This is a genomic window from Rhodosalinus sp., assembly GCF_046542825.1.
Classification (GTDB): domain Bacteria; phylum Pseudomonadota; class Alphaproteobacteria; order Rhodobacterales; family Rhodobacteraceae; genus Rhodosalinus.
Window position 1 is genome coordinate 1 of record NZ_JBKHAQ010000053.1, and the last position, 18,696, is coordinate 18,696.

General features: G+C 71.6%; 10 protein-coding genes. All 10 read left to right on the top strand.

Annotation, left to right across the window (positions count from 1 at the left end; all coding sequences use genetic code 11):
• A partial coding sequence (locus tag ACLFOB_RS08590) for a M24 family metallopeptidase (RefSeq protein WP_410925813.1) occupies positions 1–867 on the top strand: 867 nt, incomplete at its 5' end.
• Positions 767–1,900, top strand: a complete 1,134-nt coding sequence (argE, locus tag ACLFOB_RS08595; RefSeq protein WP_410925819.1) for an acetylornithine deacetylase — start codon at positions 767–769, stop codon at positions 1,898–1,900. The genes ACLFOB_RS08590 and argE, both read left to right, overlap by 101 nt.
• Positions 1,901–1,987: 87 nt before the next feature.
• Positions 1,988–2,971, top strand: a complete 984-nt coding sequence (locus ACLFOB_RS08600; RefSeq protein ID WP_410925820.1) for a cyclodeaminase — start codon at positions 1,988–1,990, stop codon at positions 2,969–2,971.
• A gap of 35 nt (positions 2,972–3,006) precedes the next feature.
• Positions 3,007–3,705 carry a fumarylacetoacetate hydrolase family protein gene (locus ACLFOB_RS08605; RefSeq protein ID WP_410916877.1) on the top strand — a complete coding sequence of 233 codons (699 nt, stop codon included), beginning with the start codon at positions 3,007–3,009 and terminating at the stop codon, positions 3,703–3,705.
• A gap of 569 nt (positions 3,706–4,274) precedes the next feature.
• Complete coding sequence (locus ACLFOB_RS08610; protein ID WP_410925814.1) at positions 4,275–6,230, top strand: calcium-binding protein; 1,956 nt, start codon at positions 4,275–4,277, stop codon at positions 6,228–6,230.
• Positions 6,231–6,362: 132 nt separating this feature from the next.
• Positions 6,363–7,265: a glycosyltransferase family 2 protein gene (locus tag ACLFOB_RS08615; protein ID WP_410925815.1), complete on the top strand. Its 903-nt coding sequence runs from the start codon at positions 6,363–6,365 to the stop codon at positions 7,263–7,265.
• Positions 7,262–8,626, top strand: a complete 1,365-nt coding sequence (locus tag ACLFOB_RS08620; RefSeq protein WP_410917948.1) for an oligosaccharide flippase family protein — start codon at positions 7,262–7,264, stop codon at positions 8,624–8,626. Before ACLFOB_RS08615 ends, ACLFOB_RS08620 begins: the two co-directional genes overlap by 4 nt.
• A gap of 141 nt (positions 8,627–8,767) precedes the next feature.
• Complete coding sequence (locus ACLFOB_RS08625; protein WP_410925816.1) at positions 8,768–15,217, top strand: type I polyketide synthase; 6,450 nt, start codon at positions 8,768–8,770, stop codon at positions 15,215–15,217.
• 5 nt (positions 15,218–15,222) lie between these two features.
• A complete protein-coding gene (locus ACLFOB_RS08630; RefSeq protein WP_410925817.1) occupies positions 15,223–16,227 on the top strand; it encodes a glycosyltransferase family 2 protein in 1,005 nt (334 codons plus the stop codon).
• On the top strand, positions 16,224–18,696 hold a 2,473-nt coding region (locus tag ACLFOB_RS08635), incomplete at its 3' end, for an AMP-binding protein (RefSeq protein WP_410925818.1). The genes ACLFOB_RS08630 and ACLFOB_RS08635, both read left to right, overlap by 4 nt.

Below are 18,696 nucleotides of genomic sequence, written 5' to 3' on the forward strand. Positions count from 1 at the left end.
GCGACCGCGCTGGTGAACTGGCAGCGCTCGGTGAAATCCGACGAGGAACTGGTCTTCATGCGCCGCGCCGCGCGCATCTCGGAAACCATCGTCGACGGTCTGGTGGAACGCACCGCGGCCGGCGTGCCCAAGAACGAGGTCGTGGCGGACGCCTGGCGCGACGCGATCATGGGCGCGGACGGGCACTGGGGCGACTATCCCGCCATCGTGCCGATGCTGCCCTCAGGCTCGGACGCCGCGGCGCCGCATCTCACCTGGGACGGGCGCGCATTCAACGGGGGCGAGGCCACCTTCTTCGAGATCGCGGGCTGCTATCGCCGCTATCACGTGCCGTTCTGTCGCACGATCTTCCTCGGGACGCCGCCGGACGACATGCTGCGAGCGGAATCCGCGCTGGTCGCGGGGCTGGAGGCCGGGCTCGACGCGGCGCGCGCGGGCAACACCGCGGGCTGCGTGGCCAACGCGATGAACGACGCGCTGGCGCGCGCGGGCATCGAGCGCAAGGGGCGCTGCGGCTATTCCATCGGCCTGTCCTACCCGCCCGACTGGGGCGAGCGCACCGTCTCGCTGCGCCCCGAGGACCGGACGGTGCTGATGCCGGGCATGACCTTCCACTTCATGCCGGGGCTCTGGATGCGCGACTGGGGGCTCGAGATCACCGAGTCCATCCTGATCCGCGAGGAGGGGCCCGCAGAAACCCTTTGCAACCGTCCCCGCAAGATGTTCACCAAGGAAAATGAGCAAGCTGTCCCGCGCCCGTTCGATATTGGCGGACCTGATCGCGTGTCCGACCGTCTCTTCGGAGTCGAACCTGGAGATGATGGCCTATCTGGCGGACAGGCTGACGAGTCTGGGCGCCAGAACTGAGCTTTTCACAGATCCTTCGGGGCACAAGGCCAACCTCTTCGCCACGATAGGCCCGGACCGGCCCGGCGGCATCGTGCTGTCGGGCCATTCCGACGTGGTGCCGGCCGTGGCCGAGGACTGGGCCAGCGACCCCTTCGAGATGGTCGAGCGCGACGGGCGGCTCTACGGGCGCGGCGCCTGCGACATGAAGGGTTTCATCGCGGCCGCGCTGGCCGTGGCGCCCGACTATGCCGCCGCGGAACTCGCGCGGCCCGTGCATTTCGCCTTCACCTACGACGAGGAGGTGGGCTGCCTGGGCGCGCAGGCGCTGGTACGGGAACTGGCGCGGCGCGAACACCGGCCCGCGATGGCGATCATCGGCGAACCGACGCTGATGCACCTGGTGGACGGCCACAAGGGCTGCTGCGAATACACCACGCGCTTCACCGGCACGGCCGGCCACGGCTCCGCCCCCGAGCGGGGCGTGAACGCGGCGGAATACGCCGCGCGCTACGTCGCCCGCCTGCTGGAGCTGCGCGGCGCGTTGCAGGCCCGCGCAAATGCCGACAGCCCCTTCGACCCGCCGTGGTCCACGATCAACGTGGGCCGGATCGAGGCCGGCGTTGCGCACAACGTCATCGCGGCGCACGCGCAGGTGGACTGGGAAACGCGTCCCGTGCGGCCAGAGGACGGCCCCTTCGTCTCCGAGACGATGCGCGCCTACGCCGAAGAGGTTCTGCTGCCCGCGATGCGGGCTGTCAGCCCCGAGGCCGCGATCGAGACCGAGACGGTGGGCGAGGTCGCGGGCCTGATCCCGATGCCGGAAAACGAGGCGCGCAAACTGGTGGCGGAGCTGACCGGCGCCAACGGCGCGGAGGTCGTGGCCTTCGGCACCGAGGCGGGCCTCTTCCAGTCGATCGGCATGTCGGCGGTGGTCTGCGGCCCAGGCAGCATCGAACAGGCGCACAGGCCCGACGAATACGTCTCGCTCGATCAGCTCGGCGCCTGCCTTGGGATGCTGGAACGGCTTGGCTCCCGGCTCGCCGCTGCCTGAGCGCGCCGGGGCGCCGGCGCACCCGCAGGGCTTTCCAGCGCCGAACGAAGCGGGCAGGATCGCCGCATGACGCCGAGGGAGGAGCCGATGGGCCACGAGATCCGCATCCTGACCGAGCGCGAGTTGCGTGCCGCCGTCGCGCTGGATCACGACCTTGTCGCCGCGATCGAGCGCGCCTTTGCGGCGCTGGCGGGCGAAGGCGTCGTGATGCCGCCGGTGATGTCCATGGCGCTGCACGACCGCAACGCCGAGGTGGACGTCAAGACCGCCTATCTGCCGGGATTCGACGGCTTCGCCGTCAAGGTCTCGCCCGGGTTCTTCGACAATCCCAGGATCGGCCTGCCCTCGCTCAACGGCTTCATGGTCCTGCTCTCGGCCGAGACCGGGCTGGTGCAGGCGGTGTTCCTCGACAACGGGTATCTGACGGACATCCGCACCGCGGCGGCCGGCGCGGTGGCGGCGAAGCACCTTGCGCCGCGCCAGGTCGAGACGGCAGGCGTGATCGGCACCGGCGTGCAGGCGCGGCTGCAGATCCGGGCGGCGCGGCTGGTGCGCGGCTTCCGCCGTGTGCTGGTCTGGGGCCGTGCGGGCGAGAAGGCGGAAGCCTGCGCCGCCGATCTGCGCGCGGAGCTGGGGATCGAGGCCGAGGTGGCGACCGATCCCGCCCGGCTCGTGGCGGAGAGCCAGCTTGTGGTGACGACGACGCCCGCGACGGCTCCGGTGCTCAGGGCCGAATGGCTGCACCCTGGCCTGCACGTCACCGCGATGGGCTCCGACCAGCCGGGCAAGAACGAGCTGGAGCCCGCCGCGCTGGCCAAGGCCCACCTTTATGTAGCCGACCGCGTGGCGCAGGCCGAGGCAATGGGCGAGCTGCGCGCCGCCCGCGCCGCGGGCGTCTTCGACGCGCATCCGTCGGAGCTGGGGCAGGTGGTGACCGGCGCCGCGCCGGGCCGGCAGTCGGAGGCGGAGATCACCATCGCCGACCTGACCGGGACGGGGGCACAGGATACCGCGGTCGCGACCCATGCGCTGACGCGGCTCGGCGAGGCCGGGACGGTGATCCGCACTTGAGGTGCCGGCGCGGCCGGCCAGACAGGAGAAGCTTCATGGCCGACTATATCTTCGAGCCGCCAGACGTGCCCGGTATCCCGGTGAAGGGCGAAAGCGCCCTCTATCCCGTGGGCCGGATCTTCTGCGTCGGGCGCAACTATGCCGCCCATGCCGCCGAGATGGGGGTGGAGGTGGACCGCGAGGCGCCGTTCTATTTCACCAAGTCGCCCTCGGCCTTCCTGTTCTCGGGCGGCACGCTGCCCTATCCGCCCGGCACGGAGAACTTCCACCACGAGATGGAGCTGGCACTGGCGATCGGCGCGCCGGCCTTCCGCGTCACCCCGGACGAGGCGGCGGGCGCCATCTACGCCTACGGCTGCGCGCTGGACATGACGCGCCGCGACCTGCAGCTGAAAGCGCGGGAAAGGCAGCGGCCCTGGGACCTGGGCAAGGATGTCGAGGGCTCGGCGGTTTTCGCCGCGCTGACGAAGGCGGGCGAGATACCGGCCCTCGGCCCGCAGCGCATCCACCTGGAGGTCAACGGCGAGGTGAAGCAGGACGCGACGCTCGACCAGCTGATCCATTCGGTGCCCGAGATCGTGGCGGACCTGTCGAAATTCTACCACCTGCGCCCCGGCGACCTGATCATGACGGGCACGCCAGCCGGCGTCGGACCTGTCGTGGCGGGCGACCGCATTACCGGGGGCATCGACGGGCTCGCGGACATCGCGCTCTCCATCGGCGAACCGGAATGACGCCGCGACCGATGCCCCTTACCTGATCGCTGGCAGCGGGATCGGCGGCCGCGCCGCCGTCTGCGGTCTCGCGCAGAAGGGCGTCCGCGGGGCGCGTGGCGCTCCCGGGCGATGCCCCCGCGCACCCGATGCTGCAACGCACGGCGCAGGGCGCCTGCATGGCGGTGATGGACGCCGGGGCGCTGGCGCGCACGAGAGGGCGACGTGAAACGCGCCCTGCCCGCCTGCAATGCCCGGCGCTGCCTTGCGGGCCGCGCGGGTCTGGCCTCGGTCGCGGGCGGTGGGCGCGCACATCTATCCCCCGGCCGGCGCCCCTGACCACCTGCGCAACGCGGCGATGGCGGGCAAGACGGCCGGGGACTCGCACGACACCATCGGCTGGCTCTGCGGCTCGAGCGGGCCGCGCGGGGCCGTCAGCCACGAGACGCTGCGATGCGGCAGCGCCGCCTGCCCCGCCGATCCGCCCGGACGGCGGGCCACGGACACGCCACCGGCGAGGGACTGGAATCCCGCGCAGCGCCACGCCATCCTGCCAGTGGCAACGACGGTCGGAGGGACGGATGCGCAGGTTGGCGGAATGGTGTCTGGCGGCGCTGCTGCCCGCGGCGATGCTGCTGCATGCCCCGGGGGCTGCGGCAGGACCGGCAGAAGGGCTTGCCGTGCCGCGGCTCGGGGCGAACCTCGACGGCGTGGCGGACTGGTCCGTCCAGCATCCCTTCGTCGACAGGATGAAGACCGCGCGTCCCTGGATCGGGCACAGCGCGGACGAATGGGGACGCTGGAGCACCGAGGCGCTGCGCGAGGCGGGACATGTGGGGGCCGATGGCTGGCCGCGCAGCCTGCCGGAAGGGGCGACCCGGCTGGAAGCCCTGGTGCTCACCGATCAGCCCGAAGACGCCGGGCAGCTGGCCGGCCGTTACGCGCTGCGCTGGAAGGGGGCGGGGCATGTCGAGGTCACGGGCCGCTCGCGCCTGATCTCCCAGCGCCCCGGCGAGATCGTCTTTCATTACGCGCCGGGCGAGGGGCTGGTCGCCGTCGTGGTCAAATCGACCGACCCGGAGGGCACGGGCGACCACATCCGTGACATGACGCTCGTGCGCGAGGAACACCTGGCGCTGCACGAAGCGGGCGCGCTCTTCAATCCGGCTTGGATCGCGCGGGTGCAGGACCTGCGAAATGTCCGGTTCGTGAACTGGATGAACACCAGCGACACGAAGCTCGAGCGCTGGGAGGATCGCGCGCGCCCGGATTACCAGAGCTGGGGAATGCTGCCGGGCGGCGTGCCGCTCGAGGTCATGGTGGCGCTGGCCAACGAGATCGGGGCGGACCCGTGGTTCACGATCCCGCACCGGGCGAACGACGATTTCGTGCGCCGCTTCGCGCAGTACGTCCGCGACCATCTCGACCCGCGGCTGCGTGCGCATGTGGAGTATTCCAACGAGGTCTGGAACTTCCTCTTTCCCCAGGCGAATTGGGCCGCCGAACAGGCCCGCGCGCGCTGGGGCGAGGCCGATCAGACGGGCTGGGTGCAGTTCGCGGGGATGCGCGCGGCAGAGATCGCCGACATCTGGCGCGAGGTCTTCGCAGAGGAGGCGGAATCGCGGTTGCGCACCGTCGTCGCGGTGCACACCGGCTGGCTCGGCCTCGAGGAGGCCATCCTGGAGGCGCCGCTCGCCGTTGCGGAAGGGCGGGCGCCGCCGGTGGACAGCTTCGATCTGTATGCCGTGACGGGCTATTTCGGCGAGGCGCTCGACCCCGCAGGGGACACCCGGCGCCTGCGCCGCTGGCTCGAGGAGGGTGCGCAGGCCGCAACCGCGCGACTGGCCGAAGAGCTTCGCGAAGGCTCTCTCGAGCGGCTGCTCGAAGAGGTCCTTCCGCATCATGCGCGGGCCGCGGAGCACTACGACCTGGACCTGGTGATGTACGAGGGCGGCACCCATGTCACCGCCCCCGAGATCAGCGATCCGGACCTCGCCGCCTTCATTCAGGCGTTCAACTACACGCCCGAGATGGCCGCGCTTTACGAGACGCTGCTCGAAGGCTGGCGCGCGGCGGGCGGCACGCTCTTCAACCACTATGTTGACGTCGCCAGGCCCAGCCGATGGGGAAGCTGGGGCGGGCTAAGGCACCCCTGGGACGAGAATCCGCGCTGGGACGTGCTGATGGACTACAACCGGACGGCCGAGCCGTGGGAGGACCGCGCCCCGGGCACTTTCCTGCACGGCGTGCTGCGCGAGGGCACGGAGGGTGCCGACCGGCTCGAGGGCACACCGGAGGAGGACATCCTGCTGGGCGGGCCGGGCGACGACGTGCTGGACGGCCGGGGCGGTGCCGACCGTCTGCACGGCGGGCCGGGACGCGACCGTGCGCATCTGCCCGGCAGCGCGGGCGAGTGGAGGTTTGAGACCGAGGGCGATGCCGTCCTTGCCGGGCGCGACAGGGTCGTCCTGCGCCTCGTCTCGGTGGAAGAAGTCAGCTTCGCGGAGGATCCGGGCCTGATCTTTCTGACCGGCTCGCTGCGCTGATTTTCGTCCGTGCGAGCGACCGATGCGCCGGCCTCCGGTTTTTCCCTTTTTTCGCCGCACTGCCGCGATACTCTGTCCGCGCGACGCAAGACGCCCAGTACTCCAGCCGTTCGACGACCGAGACCGCCCATCATGATCCCGCATGCGCCTCTCCCCGCGGACCCCGATGCCGCGCCCGATGCCGGTGCGCGACGCGCTGCGCGCGGTCTCAGCGTCATCGTGCCGGCAAGCAACGAGGAGGCCCATATCGGCCGCTGCCTCGCGGCGCTGGTAGAGAGCGCGATGCCCCTCGACCTGCCTGTGGACGTTGTCGTGGCCGCAAATGGCTGCCGCGACCGAACCGTGGAGCGCGCGCAAGGATTCGCGCCGCGGTTCGAGGCGCGCGACTGGCGCCTCACGGTGCTTGACCTTGCGGCACCGGGCAAGATCGGGGCCCTCAACGCGGGCGACACCGCTGCCCGTGGCGCGCTGCGCGCCTATCTCGATGCAGACGTGAAGGTCAGCAAACCGCTGCTCGGTCAGATCGTCACCGCGCTGAACCGCGACACGCCGGCCTTTGCAAGCGGGCGCGTCCGCATCCCGCGCCCGGCAAGCACGGCCAGCCGCGCTTACCGCCGCTTCTACCTGACCGTGCCCTTCATGACGCATGGCGTGCCCGGCTGCGGCCTCTTCGCCGTCAACGCTGCGGGCCGCGCGCGCTGGGGCAGCTTTCCGGACGTGATCGCCGACGACATCTTCGTGCGGCTCAACTTCGCCCCGCACGAACGCATCGGCGTGCCCGCTGGCTACGAATGGCCGCTCGTCGAGGGCTGGTCGAACCTTGTGCGCGTGCGCCGGCGCCAGGACGCCGGCGTGGCGGAGATCGCGCGCCGGTTTCCCGATCTCATGCGCAACGAGGACAAGCCCTCGTTCGGCGCCGGCGCGATCCTGCAACGTGCCGCGGCCGACCCGATGGCCTTCGCCGTCTATGCGGGCGTGGCTGCGACGGTGCGGCTGACGCCCGGACGCCTGCGGGGATGGAGCCGCGGGCGATGAACCGCCTGGCGGGTGCGATCCTGGGCGAGTCGCTGCGCGCGCGGGCGCTGCGCAGTTCGGCGTTCACCGCCATGGCCTTCGTCGCGGGACAGGCGCTGCGCCTCGCCTCCAACCTGATCCTGACCCGGCTGCTGTTTCCCGAAGCCTTCGGGATCCTCGCGATCGTCATGGCGGTGCTGCAGGGGCTGGCGATGTTCTCGGACGTGGGGATCACGCCGTCGATCCTGCACAGCAGACGCGGCGACGATCCGGCATTTCTCGACACCGCCTGGACGATCCAGGTGATCCGCGGCTTCCTGCTGTGGGGCGTCGCCGTCGCCCTGGCCGGGCCGCTCGCATTGTTCTACGGTGAGCCGATGCTGGCCCAGTATCTGCCGGTCGCCGGGCTGATGCTGGCGATTGCGGGATTCCGGCCCACGCGCTACGACACGGCCAACCGGCACTTGCGGCTGGGCCGCGTCACCGCGCTGGACCTGCTGGGGCAGGCGATCGGCATCTGCTTCGCGCTCGGGCTCGCGCTGTGGCTCCGGTCGCCCTGGGCCCTGGTGATCTCCGCGGTGCTCGGCGCAGCGGTCCAACTCGCGCTGATCGCCCTCTTCCTGCCGGGCGCACGCAACCGGCTGCAGTTCGAGCGATCCGCCCTTGCAGAGCTTTTCCGGTTCGGGAAATGGGTGTTCCTGTCCACGGTCGCCGGCTTCTTCCTGGCGCAGGGGGACAAGATCGTTCTTGGCCGCTACCTGTCGCTCGACACCCTGGGCGTTTACAACATCGGCTTCTTTCTCGCGAGTTTCGCGCTGCTTCTGGGGCAGGTGGTGATCACGAAGGTGCTGATCCCGATCTACCGGGAGCGGCCGCCGCGCGAGAGCGCCGCGAATTTCGCCGCGCTGCGCAGGATGCGTATCCTCGTCACCGCCTCGCTTCTCGCCGCGCTGCTCGTCCTGGCCTGGCTGGGCCCCTGGATGGTGGAGTTGCTGTACGACCCGCGCTATGCGATGGCCGGCGGGGTGGTGACGCTGCTGGCGGCGATGCAGGTGCCGCAGATCATCGGCCTGACCTACTCGCAGGCCGCGCTCGCGTCGGGCGATTCGAGGCGATTCTTCGTCGCCGTGGCGACTCAGGCGGCGCTCATGCTCACGGGACTGGCCCTGGGCTTCGAGCTGGCCGGCCTTCTCGGGGCGCTCCTCGCACAGGGCGCCGGCGCCCTGCTCGCCTATCCGGTGCTGATCTGGCTGGCCCGGCATCAGGGCGCCTGGGATCCGGCGCATGATGCCGTCTTCTTCGCGCTTGGGACGGTGCTCGCTGCCGGGGCGATCTGGATGAACCGGGCTGCCGTCGCAGCGCTTGGCGCGACGACACTGTGACGTAGCGGCACAGTGGCAGCGGGGCCAATCGTGGATAAACTCGGGCCCTGGTTCGGGTCGAGCGACAGTGAGTCCCGAAAGCGCCACAAAATGCCCCCAATTCTCTGTCAGCAGGGATGCCGGGCATGAACGAGTAAACGGATGAACCGGGACGACCCCCGCGCCACCGAGGGCGAGACAGACATCGCCATCGTCGGCATGGCCGCGCGCCTGCCCGGCGCCGCCGGGCTGGACGGCTACTGGCATCTGCTGCGGGAAGGGCGCAGCGCGATTCGCCGGCTCACGGACGACGAGTTGCTGGCTGCCGGCGAGTCGCCCGCCGCCATCCGCCGCAAGGATTACGTGCCCTTCGCCGCTCCGCTCGACCGTTTCGAGCAGTTCGACGCCGACTTCTTCGGGCTCTCGCCCAAGGAGGCGGCGATCATGGACCCGCAGCACCGCCAGTTCCTGGAGGTCGCCTGGGAGGCGCTGGAGGTGGCGGGCCACCCGCCCGAGAGCGTGGAGGGGCCGGTGGGCGTCTTCGCGGGCTGCGGGATGGGCAGCTATTTCTACTTCAACGTCTGCTCGCACCCGGAGCTCCTGCGCGACACGGGCATGTTCCTGCTGCGCCACACGGGCAACGACAAGGATTTCCTGTCCACGCGCCTTTCCCACATCCTCGACCTGCGCGGCCCGTCGCTGACGCTGCAGACCGCCTGCTCCACCTCGCTGGTGGCCACGCATTACGCTGCGCAGGCGCTTCTGAACGGCGAATGCGACATGGCGCTGGCGGGCGGCGTGACGATCGAGCTGCCGCAAGGGCGCGGCTATCTCTACAAGGAGGGCGAGATCCTTTCGCCCGACGGGGAGTGCCACGCCTTCGACCACCGCGCGAAAGGCACGGTCTTCGGCTCGGGCGCGGGCGTCGTGGTGCTGCGGCGGCTGGCGGACGCGCTGGCCGACGGCGATCACATCTGGGCGGTCATCAGGGGCAGCGCGGTCAACAACGACGGCTCGGACAAGGCGGGCTATCTCGCGCCCTCGGTGGGCGGTCAGGCAGAGGCGGTGGCGGACGCGCAGGCCATCGCCGGCATCACCGCCGACACGGTGGATTACGTCGAATGCCACGGCACCGGCACCTATCTGGGCGACCCGATCGAGGTGGCCGCCCTGACGCAAGCCTTCCGCGAGACGACCGACGCCACCGGCTATTGCCGCATCGGTTCGGTCAAGACGAACATCGGGCATCTGGACACGGCCGCCGGGGTTGCAAGCCTGATCAAGGCATCGCTCGCCCTGCACCACCGGGAAATCCCGCCCAGCCTCGGCTTCGAGAAGCCCAACCCTGCCATCGACTTCGAGAACAGCCCCTTCCGCGTCAACGACCGGCTCACACCCTTCGAAAGCGCGAAAGGGCCGCGGCGCGCGGGGGTCAACAGCCTGGGCGTCGGCGGCACCAACGCGCATGTCGTGCTGGAGGAGGCGCCGGCGCGCGCGGCGTCCGAGCCCTCGGACTGGCCCTTTCAGCTGCTGACCGTCTCGGGGCACTCGAAAGCGGCGCTCGAGGCCAACGCCCGGCGTCTGGCAGAGCACCTGCGCGCGCATCCCGAACAGGACATCGCCGATGTCGCCTGGACGCTGAAGGAGGGCCGCCGCGCCTTCGAGCATCGCCGCGTCGTGGTGGCGGAAAGTCATGCGGAGGCGGCGGCGCTGCTGGAGACGGGCGACCGCGCCCGCGTCTTCACCCACCGCGCGCTGCGCGGCACGCCGCAGCCGGTCTTCATGTTCCCCGGCGGCGGCGCGCAATACGTCGGCATGGCGCGCGACCTCTACGAGACAGAGCCGGTCTTTGCCGACTGGATCGACCGCGGCCTCGACGTGCTGCAGCCAAAGCTCGACTACGACGTCCGGGCGCTCTGGCTGGCCGAAGGGGCCGAGGCAGAACCCGCCGCGCGGCGGCTCACCACGCCATCGGTGCAGCTGCCGCTCATCATGATCGTCGAGGTCGCGCTGGCCAGGCTCTTCGAAAGCTGGGGCGTCGCGCCCGCCGCGCTGATCGGCCACTCGATGGGCGAGAACGCGGCCGCCTGCGTCGCCGGCGTCATGCGCTTCGAGGACTGCATCGGGCTGGTGCACCTGCGCGGCCGGCTGATGGACGAGGCAGAGCGGGGCGGCATGCTCTCCGTCGCGCTGCCGGCCGACGAGTTGCGCGCGCGCCTTGGCCCCGATCTGGACCTCGCGGCAGAGAATGCGCCGGGCCTTTCCGTCGCCTCCGGACCGCAGGCCGCGCTCGACCGGCTGCAGGCCGAGCTGGCCAAGGACGGGATCGAGGCCACGCGCATCGCCATCGACATCGCGGCGCATTCCCGCCTGCTCGACCCGGTGCTAGAGCGATTCCGCGACTACCTGCGCTCGATCCCGCTGTCGCCGCCGCAGATCCCGGTGATCTCCAACCGCACGGGCACATGGCTCACGGCGGCAGAGGCGACGGACCCCGACTACTGGGTCGCGCACCTGCGCGGGACCGTGCGCTTCGGCGCGGGGATGGAGACATTGGCGGAAGAGCCCTCGCGCCTCTTCCTCGAAATGGGACCGGGCAAGGCGCTTTCGGCGCTTGCGAAGGCGCAGCCGGGGATCGAGGCCAACAGGGTGGTGAATGCCCTGCGCCACCCCGAAGAGGCGGTGCCCGACGACGTGCATTTCATCGGCACGCTGGGCCGGCTCTGGGCGCTGGGCGCGCGGTTCGACTGGGGCCAGATCTGGGGCGAGGCGCGGCGCAACCGCGTGGTGCTGCCCACTTACGCCTTTCAGCACGCGCCCTATTTCATCGAACGCGCGGCGCCCCTAGCGGCTGCGGAAGAGACGCTGCCGATGCGGGTCGAGGGCGTGGAGAACTGGGGCTGGCGTCTGCGGTGGAAACCCGCCTACGCCGACTGCACGCTCGACGTGGCGGCGGGGGAGACGGGCCCGCCCCGGACATGGCTGATCTTCGCCGACGAGGCCGGGCTGGCCGACCGCGCGGCGGCGAAGCTGCGCGACGGGGGGCACAGGGTTGTCAGCGTGCGCCCCGGCGACGCCTTCGCGCGGCTGGGCGATCAGGACTACACCCTCGCTCCCGAACAGGGGCGCGAGGGCTACGAACGGCTTCTGGCCGACCTGCTGTCACGCGGCCTTGCGCCGGCGCGGATCGCGCATTTCTGGCTGGTGACCGAGGGGGAAGGGTTCCGCCCCGGGTCCAGCTTCTTTCACCGGGTGCAGGAACAGGGCTTCTGGTCGCTGCTGTTCCTGGGACAGGTGCTGGCGGCAGAGACCCTGCCGGAGCCGCCGCACATCACCGTCGTCACCTCCGGCGCGGCACAGGTGCGGGACGAGGCGTTGCCGCATCCCGCCAAGGCGACCGTGGCGGGGCCGGCGCGCGTGATCCCGCGCGAACTGCCCGGCGTGACCTGCGCGACGCTCGACGTGGCGCTGCCGCAACCCGTGGCCCGAAAGCACCGGGGCGCGCGCGAGGCCGGGATGGAGGCGCTGACGCTTGGGGTGCTCGAGGAACTTCTGGCGAAGCCTTCCGAACACGCCGCCGCGCTGCGCGGCGCGCGCCGCTTTGTGCAGGAGGCGGGGCGGGAGCCCCTGCCAAAGGCCGAGGCGCTGCCCGTCCAGCCCGGTGACACCGTGCTGGTCACCGGCGGCTTCGGCGGCATCGGGCTGAGCGTGGCGGAACGTCTGGCGCGCGATTTCGGCTGCCGCTTCGTGCTGGTCTCGCGCAGCGGCCTGCCGCCGCGCGCGAACTGGGCGGCGGAGCTTATGCGCCGCGCACCCGCCGACAGTGTCGCACGGCGCATCCGCGCCGTTCAGGCGTTGGAGTCCGCGGGCGCCGAGGTCATGGTGGCCGAGGCCGACGTGACCAACGCAGAGGACATGCGCGAGGTGGTCGAGGCGGCCACCGACCGCTTCGGCCGGATCGCCGGCGTGATCCATGCCGCGGGCGTGGTGGACGACGCGCCGCTGATGGCCAAGACGCTGTCCTCGGTCGAGGATGTGCTGGCCCCCAAGCTGCACGGCACGCAGGTGCTGGATACGCTTTTCCCCGACGGGGCGCTCGACTGGATGGTGCTGTTCTCCTCCACCTCGACCGTCACCGCGCCTGCGGGACAGGTCGATTACGTCGCCGCCAACGAGTATCTCAACGCCTACGCCCGCAGCCGGCGAGGCGGCAGGACGCGCGTTCTCGCGCTGAACTGGGGCATCTGGTCAGAGGTCGGCATGGCCGCCGAGGCCGTCGCGCGCCGCACGGGCGACCTGCCCGAGCCGCCCGTGGTGCCGCTGCAGGCCCCGCTGCTCGACGCCGCCACCTTCGACGCGGGCGGGCACCGCCTGCTGACCGCGCGCTGGGCGACCGCCAACCGCTGGGTGCTGGACGAGCACCGCACGCGCGACGGCCGCGCGCTGTTTCCCGGCACCGGCTACCCCGAACTTGCCGCCGAGGCGCTCGCGGCACAGGGCGAGGACGGGCCGTTCGAGATCCGAGACCTGTGGTTCCTGCGCCCGCTCGAGGTCGGGGACGGACAGCCGCGCGAGGTGCGCGTCCGCCTGAGGCGGGACGCGGCCGGCTACGCGATGGAGGTGCAGGCGGCGGCAGAGGTGGACGGCCGGCGCGCCTGGACACGCATGGCGGAGGCCACGCTGGCGCTGTTGCCGATGGCGCCCCCCCAGCCGCTCGACATCGCCGCGCTGGAGGCGCGCTGCACCCGCGCCATGGCCGAGGCGGCACAGGGGATGCCCGGCGCGCAGGAGGCGCATCTCACCTTCGGCCCGCGCTGGCGCGTGCTGACCCGCACCGCGCTGGGCGACGGCGAGGGCGTGGCGCACCTGCGCCTGCCGGCGGCTGCGGCGGGCGACGCAGGCTATGCCCTGCACCCCGCGCTCATGGACATCGCGACCGGCTGGGCGATGGAGCTGATCGCGGGCTACGACGGGCGCGAGTTGTGGGTGCCGCTGACCTATGGCCGCCTGCGGGTGCACGCGCCGCTTCCGGCCGCGATCGTGAGCTGGGTGCGCAACGCGGGCGACAACCGTGCCGATGCCGCGACCGCGCGCTTCGACATCACGCTTGCCGCGCCCGACGGCACCGTCTGCGTCGAGATCGAGGGCTTCCAGATCCGGCGCATGGAGGGTGGGCTGGCGCCCAGCGCCGCACCAACCGCGCGCGAGGTGGAGTTCGACGACGAGGCAGGCACCGAGGCGCCGCTCTCGCCCGCCGAGGAGCGGCTGGCGCACAACCTGTCACAGGGCATCACGCCCGCCGATGGGGCAGAGGCCTTCCTGCGCGCGCTTGGCAGCGACGCGCCGCAGGTCATCGTCAGCTCCCTGCCGCTCGACGCGCTGGTGGCGCAGGCCCGCGTGTCCGATGCGGCGACGGGCAGCGGCGCGCGCTTCGACCGCCCGGCGCTCGAAGGCGACTACGTCGCGCCCGAGACGCCCACCGAAGAGGTTCTGGCCCAGTTCTGGAGCGAGCTTCTGGGTGTGGCGCAGGTCGGCGCCGAGGACAGCTTCTTCGACCTTGGCGGCCATTCCCTGATCGCGGTGCGGCTCTTCGCGCAGATCCGCAAGCGGTTCGGCGTGGACCTGCCCATCTCGGTGTTGTTCGAGGCGCCGACGATCCGCGCCTGCGCCGCGCTGATCGACGCCGAGACCGGCGGCGCGGGCGAGGACGCCGGGCAGACGCCGAAACCCGCGACGGTCCGCCGCTTCACGCACCTCGTTCCCATGCACGAGGGCGAGGGCGGGCCGAAGACGCCCTTCTTCCTCGTCGCGGGCATGTTCGGCAACGTGCTGAACCTGCGGCATCTGGCCCATCTGCTGGGCACGGACCGCCCCTTCTACGGCCTGCAGGCGCGCGGTCTCTACGGCGGGGCCGAGCCGCACCGCGACCTGTCGGAGGCCGCCGCCGACATGATCGCCGAGATCCGGCAGGTTCAGCCGCACGGCCCCTACCTGCTGGGCGGCTTCTCGGGCGGGGGGCTTACCGCCTACGACATGGCGCGCCAGCTGACCGCGGCCGGAGAGGAGGTGGCGCTGGTCGTGCTGCTGGACACGCCGCTGCCGGGGCGGCACGACCTGTCGCGCCGCGACAGGCTGCTGATCCACTGGCAGGAGCTGCAGCGCCACGGGTTGCGCTACCCGGCGAAATGGCTGGCGGGCAAGATACGCTACAAACATGCCATGCGCGCCAAGGCAGAGGCGGGGCCGTCGGCCGAGCACGCCTTTCACGACGCCGAGATCGAGGCGGCCTTTCACGACGCGCTGTCGCGCTACCGGATGGCGCCGTGGGACGGGCGGGTTGCTCTTTTCCGCCCCGCGCTGCAGCCGCGCTGGATCGTCTCGGGTGGGCGGCCGGTGAGCGAAGAACGCGCCTATCTCTCCCCCGACAACGGCTGGGGGGCCTGGGTGCCGGGGGTCGAGGTGCACGAGGTGCCGGGCGATCACGATTCCATGGTGCTGGAGCCCAACGCGCGGGTGCTGGCGCAGCGGATGCGCCGCGCCATCGAGGCGGCCGAGCGCGAGGCGGCGGGCATGGTGACCGTGCGGCCCGCTCCGCGTCAGGCCGCGGAGTGACCCGAATGCCCAGGCTGCTGACCATCCTGCTCAACTACCGGACCGCGGAGATGACCCTGCAAGCCGCAGAGGCCGCGCTGCGGGCGATGGAGGGGATCGCGGGCGAACTGGCGATCGTCGACAACGATTCGCGCGACGGCTCTTTCGAGCGGTTGCGGGACGCGGCCGCGGCACGCGGCTGGACGGACGGCAACCGCGTGCGCGTGATCCAGTCGGGCCGCAACGGCGGCTTCGGCGCCGGCAACAACGTGGCGATCCGCGCGGGCCTGTCGGACGGAACCGCGCCGGACTACGTCTACATCCTGAACTCCGACGCCTTTCCGGCACCCGACGCGATTCGCCTGCTGCTGGAGGCGCTGGAGGCGGACCCGAAGATCGGCTTCGCCGGCAGCTACATCCACGGCACCGACGGGCAACCGCATGTCACGGCCTTCCGCTTCCCCTCGATCCTTTCGGAACTGGAGGGGGCGGCGCGTCTGGGGCCGCTCACGCGGCTGCTGGGCGATCACACCGTGCCGCTCGGCATACCCGAGGCGACGCGGCGGGTGGACTGGCTGGCCGGCGCGAGCCTGATGATGCGGCGCGCGGTGCTGGACGAGATCGGGCTCTTCGACGAGACCTTCTTTCTCTACTTCGAAGAGACGGACCTATGCCAGCGTGCGGCACGGGCGGGCTGGTCCACGCTTTACGTCCGCGAAAGCCGCGTGGCGCATGTGGGCTCCGCCTCGACCGGCATGAAGAAATGGGACCGCATCCCGGGCTTCTGGCTCGATTCGCGCTGGCACTACTTCGCCAAGACCCATGGCCGGGCCTATGCGGCTGCGGCGACGCTCGGGCATCTGACGGGCGGTGCGCTCTGGCGTCTGCGGCGGCTGGTGCAGGGCAAGCCCGCCATCGACCCGCCGCACTTCCTGCGCGACCTGCTGGCCCACGATCTGCGCGCGCTGGTTCGGCGCACGCCGCGCGGGGGCATCGCGCCCGCCGCGCGCCCGCTTGGAGAGACGCCATGACTCCCTTCACCGCGATCCTGATCGGCAACGAGACGCTGGCGCTGCAATGCGGCGCAGCCTTGCTGGCGCGGGGGCATGGGCTGGCCGCGGTCGTCACGCGCCACCCGGCGGTGGCGGACTGGGCGCAGGCAGAGGGCCTGCGGGTCGAGGCGCCGGGCCCCGATCTGGCCGACCGGCTGCCCGAAGCCGACTGGCTTCTTTCCATCGCCAACCTCGACCTGATCCCCGACGCGGTGCTGAACCGCGCCCGGCGCGGCGCGGTCAACTTCCACGATGGGCCGCTGCCGGCCTACGCGGGCCTCAACGCCCCGGTCTGGGCGCTGATGAACGGAGAGCCTCGCCACGGCGTCACCTGGCACCTGATCGGCGACGGTATCGACACCGGCGCGATCCTCGCGCAGCGCCTGTTCGACCTTGCGCCCGAGGACACGGCGCTGACCGCCAACGCCAAGGCCTACGAAGCCGGCATGGACAGCTTTCCAGACCTGCTCGACGCGCTGGAGCGGGGCGCGGCGGGCCGGCCGCAGGAGGCCGCATCGCGCAGCTACTTCGGCCTTGCCGACCGGCCGCGCGCGGCGGCGCGGCTGGACTTTTCGCAACCGGCAGAGCCGCTCTTGCGGCTGGTGCGCGCGCTGGATCACGGCGACTATGCCAATCCGCTCGCCTGCCCGAAGATCGCAAAGGGCGGCACGGTTTGGCTGGTCGGCGCGGCCGAGGTGGTCTCGGGCACCGGCGCGCCGGGCGAGGTTCTGGCAGCGGAGCCCGAGGCCCTGACCGTGGCCTGCGCCGATGGCGCCGTGCGGCTGTCGCGCCTGCGCAGCGGGGACGGCGCGGATGTCACGGCCACCGGGATCGCCGCGCCCGGCGACCGCCTCGACGCGCTGGCCCGCGACGAGGCCGACGACCTGACCCGCCGCATCGCCCGTATCGCGCCGATGGAGTCCTTCGTGCGCCGCCGCCTCGCCGCGCTGGAGCCGGGCGGCCTGCCGCTGCGAGGCCGGGGCGGCGAGACGGTCGCGCGTCCGCTCGCCCTGCCATCGCTGGACCCTGACCGCGCGGCCTTTCTCGCTGCCCTCTGGGCCGCGCGCAGCACGGGGCGCGATCACGCGGACCTCGCCCTGCGGGACGCCGAAAGTGCCGCGCTCAGGTGGCGGGGCCACATCAGCGACTGGGTTCCGGTGCGGCTGGACGCGGCGGAGAACGACACGCGCGCGCAGGCGGAGGCCGGGGTCGCGCGCGAGCTTGCCCGCGCCCGCCGCGCCGGCGCCTTCGCGCTGGACCTGCCCGCGCGGATGCCCGAGCTCGACGGCAGCGTGCCGGAGGTCGGGCTCGACCTGTCGGACGACGCAGGGCTGATTCCCGGCACGGTCGTGACGCTGGCGCTGGGGCGCGCGCCCGCTCTGCGCTTTGATGCAAACGCGCTCGACGCGGGACTTGCGGAGCTTCTGGCCGCGCGTTTCGAGCGTCTGGCGCGCATGGAGATCGCTCCGGATGCGAAGATCGGCACAATCGCCCCGATGCCAGCGGCGGAGCGCCACGCCGTCCTGCACGGCTGGAACGCGACCGGAACGCCTTTCGACGCCGCCTGCATCCACACGCTCTTCGAGCGGCAGGCGCGGGCGATGCCAGACGCCCCCGCGCTGGTCCACGAGGCCGTGACGCTCACCTATGCCCAACTCGACGCCCGCGCCAACCGCGCCGCGCATGTGCTGCGGCAGATGGGCGTGGCGCCGGGCGCGGTGGTGGGCCTTGCCACGCGGCGCTCGCCCGACCTGCTGGTGGGCGCGCTCGCGATCCTGAAGGCAGGCGGCGCCTATCTGCCGCTCGACCCGGCCTATCCGAAGGACCGGCTGGCGCTCTACCTGGAGGACAGCGGGGCATCGATCGTGGTCACGCAATCGGCGGTGGAGCCCGAACTGCCGCCGCATGGCGCGCAGACGTTGTGCCTGGACATCGACCCGCGGCTGGCGGCGGCGCCGGAGACTGCGCCCGAGGGCGGCGCCACGCCCGATGACCTTGCCTATCTGATCTACACCTCCGGCTCGACGGGCCGGCCCAAGGGCGTGATGGTCGAGCATCGCAACGTCGCCAATTTCTTCACCGGCATGGACGCGGTGATCGACCATGACCCGCCGGGTGTCTGGCTGGCCGTCACCTCGCTGTCGTTCGACATCTCGGTGCTGGAGCTTTTCTGGACGCTGGCGCGCGGCTTCAAGCTGGTGCTGATGGGCGACGAGGCGCGCGCGCTGGTCTCCGGCCCCGTCGCGGTCGAGGACCAGTCGATGCAGTTCAGCCTCTACTACTGGGGCAACGACGACGGTGAGGGGCGCGACAAGTATCGCCTGCTGCTCGAAGGGGCGCGCATCGCGGACGAAAACGGCTTCTGCGCGGTCTGGACGCCGGAGCGGCACTTTCACGCCTTCGGCGGCCCCTATCCCAACCCCTCGGTCACGGGCGCGGCGGTGGCGG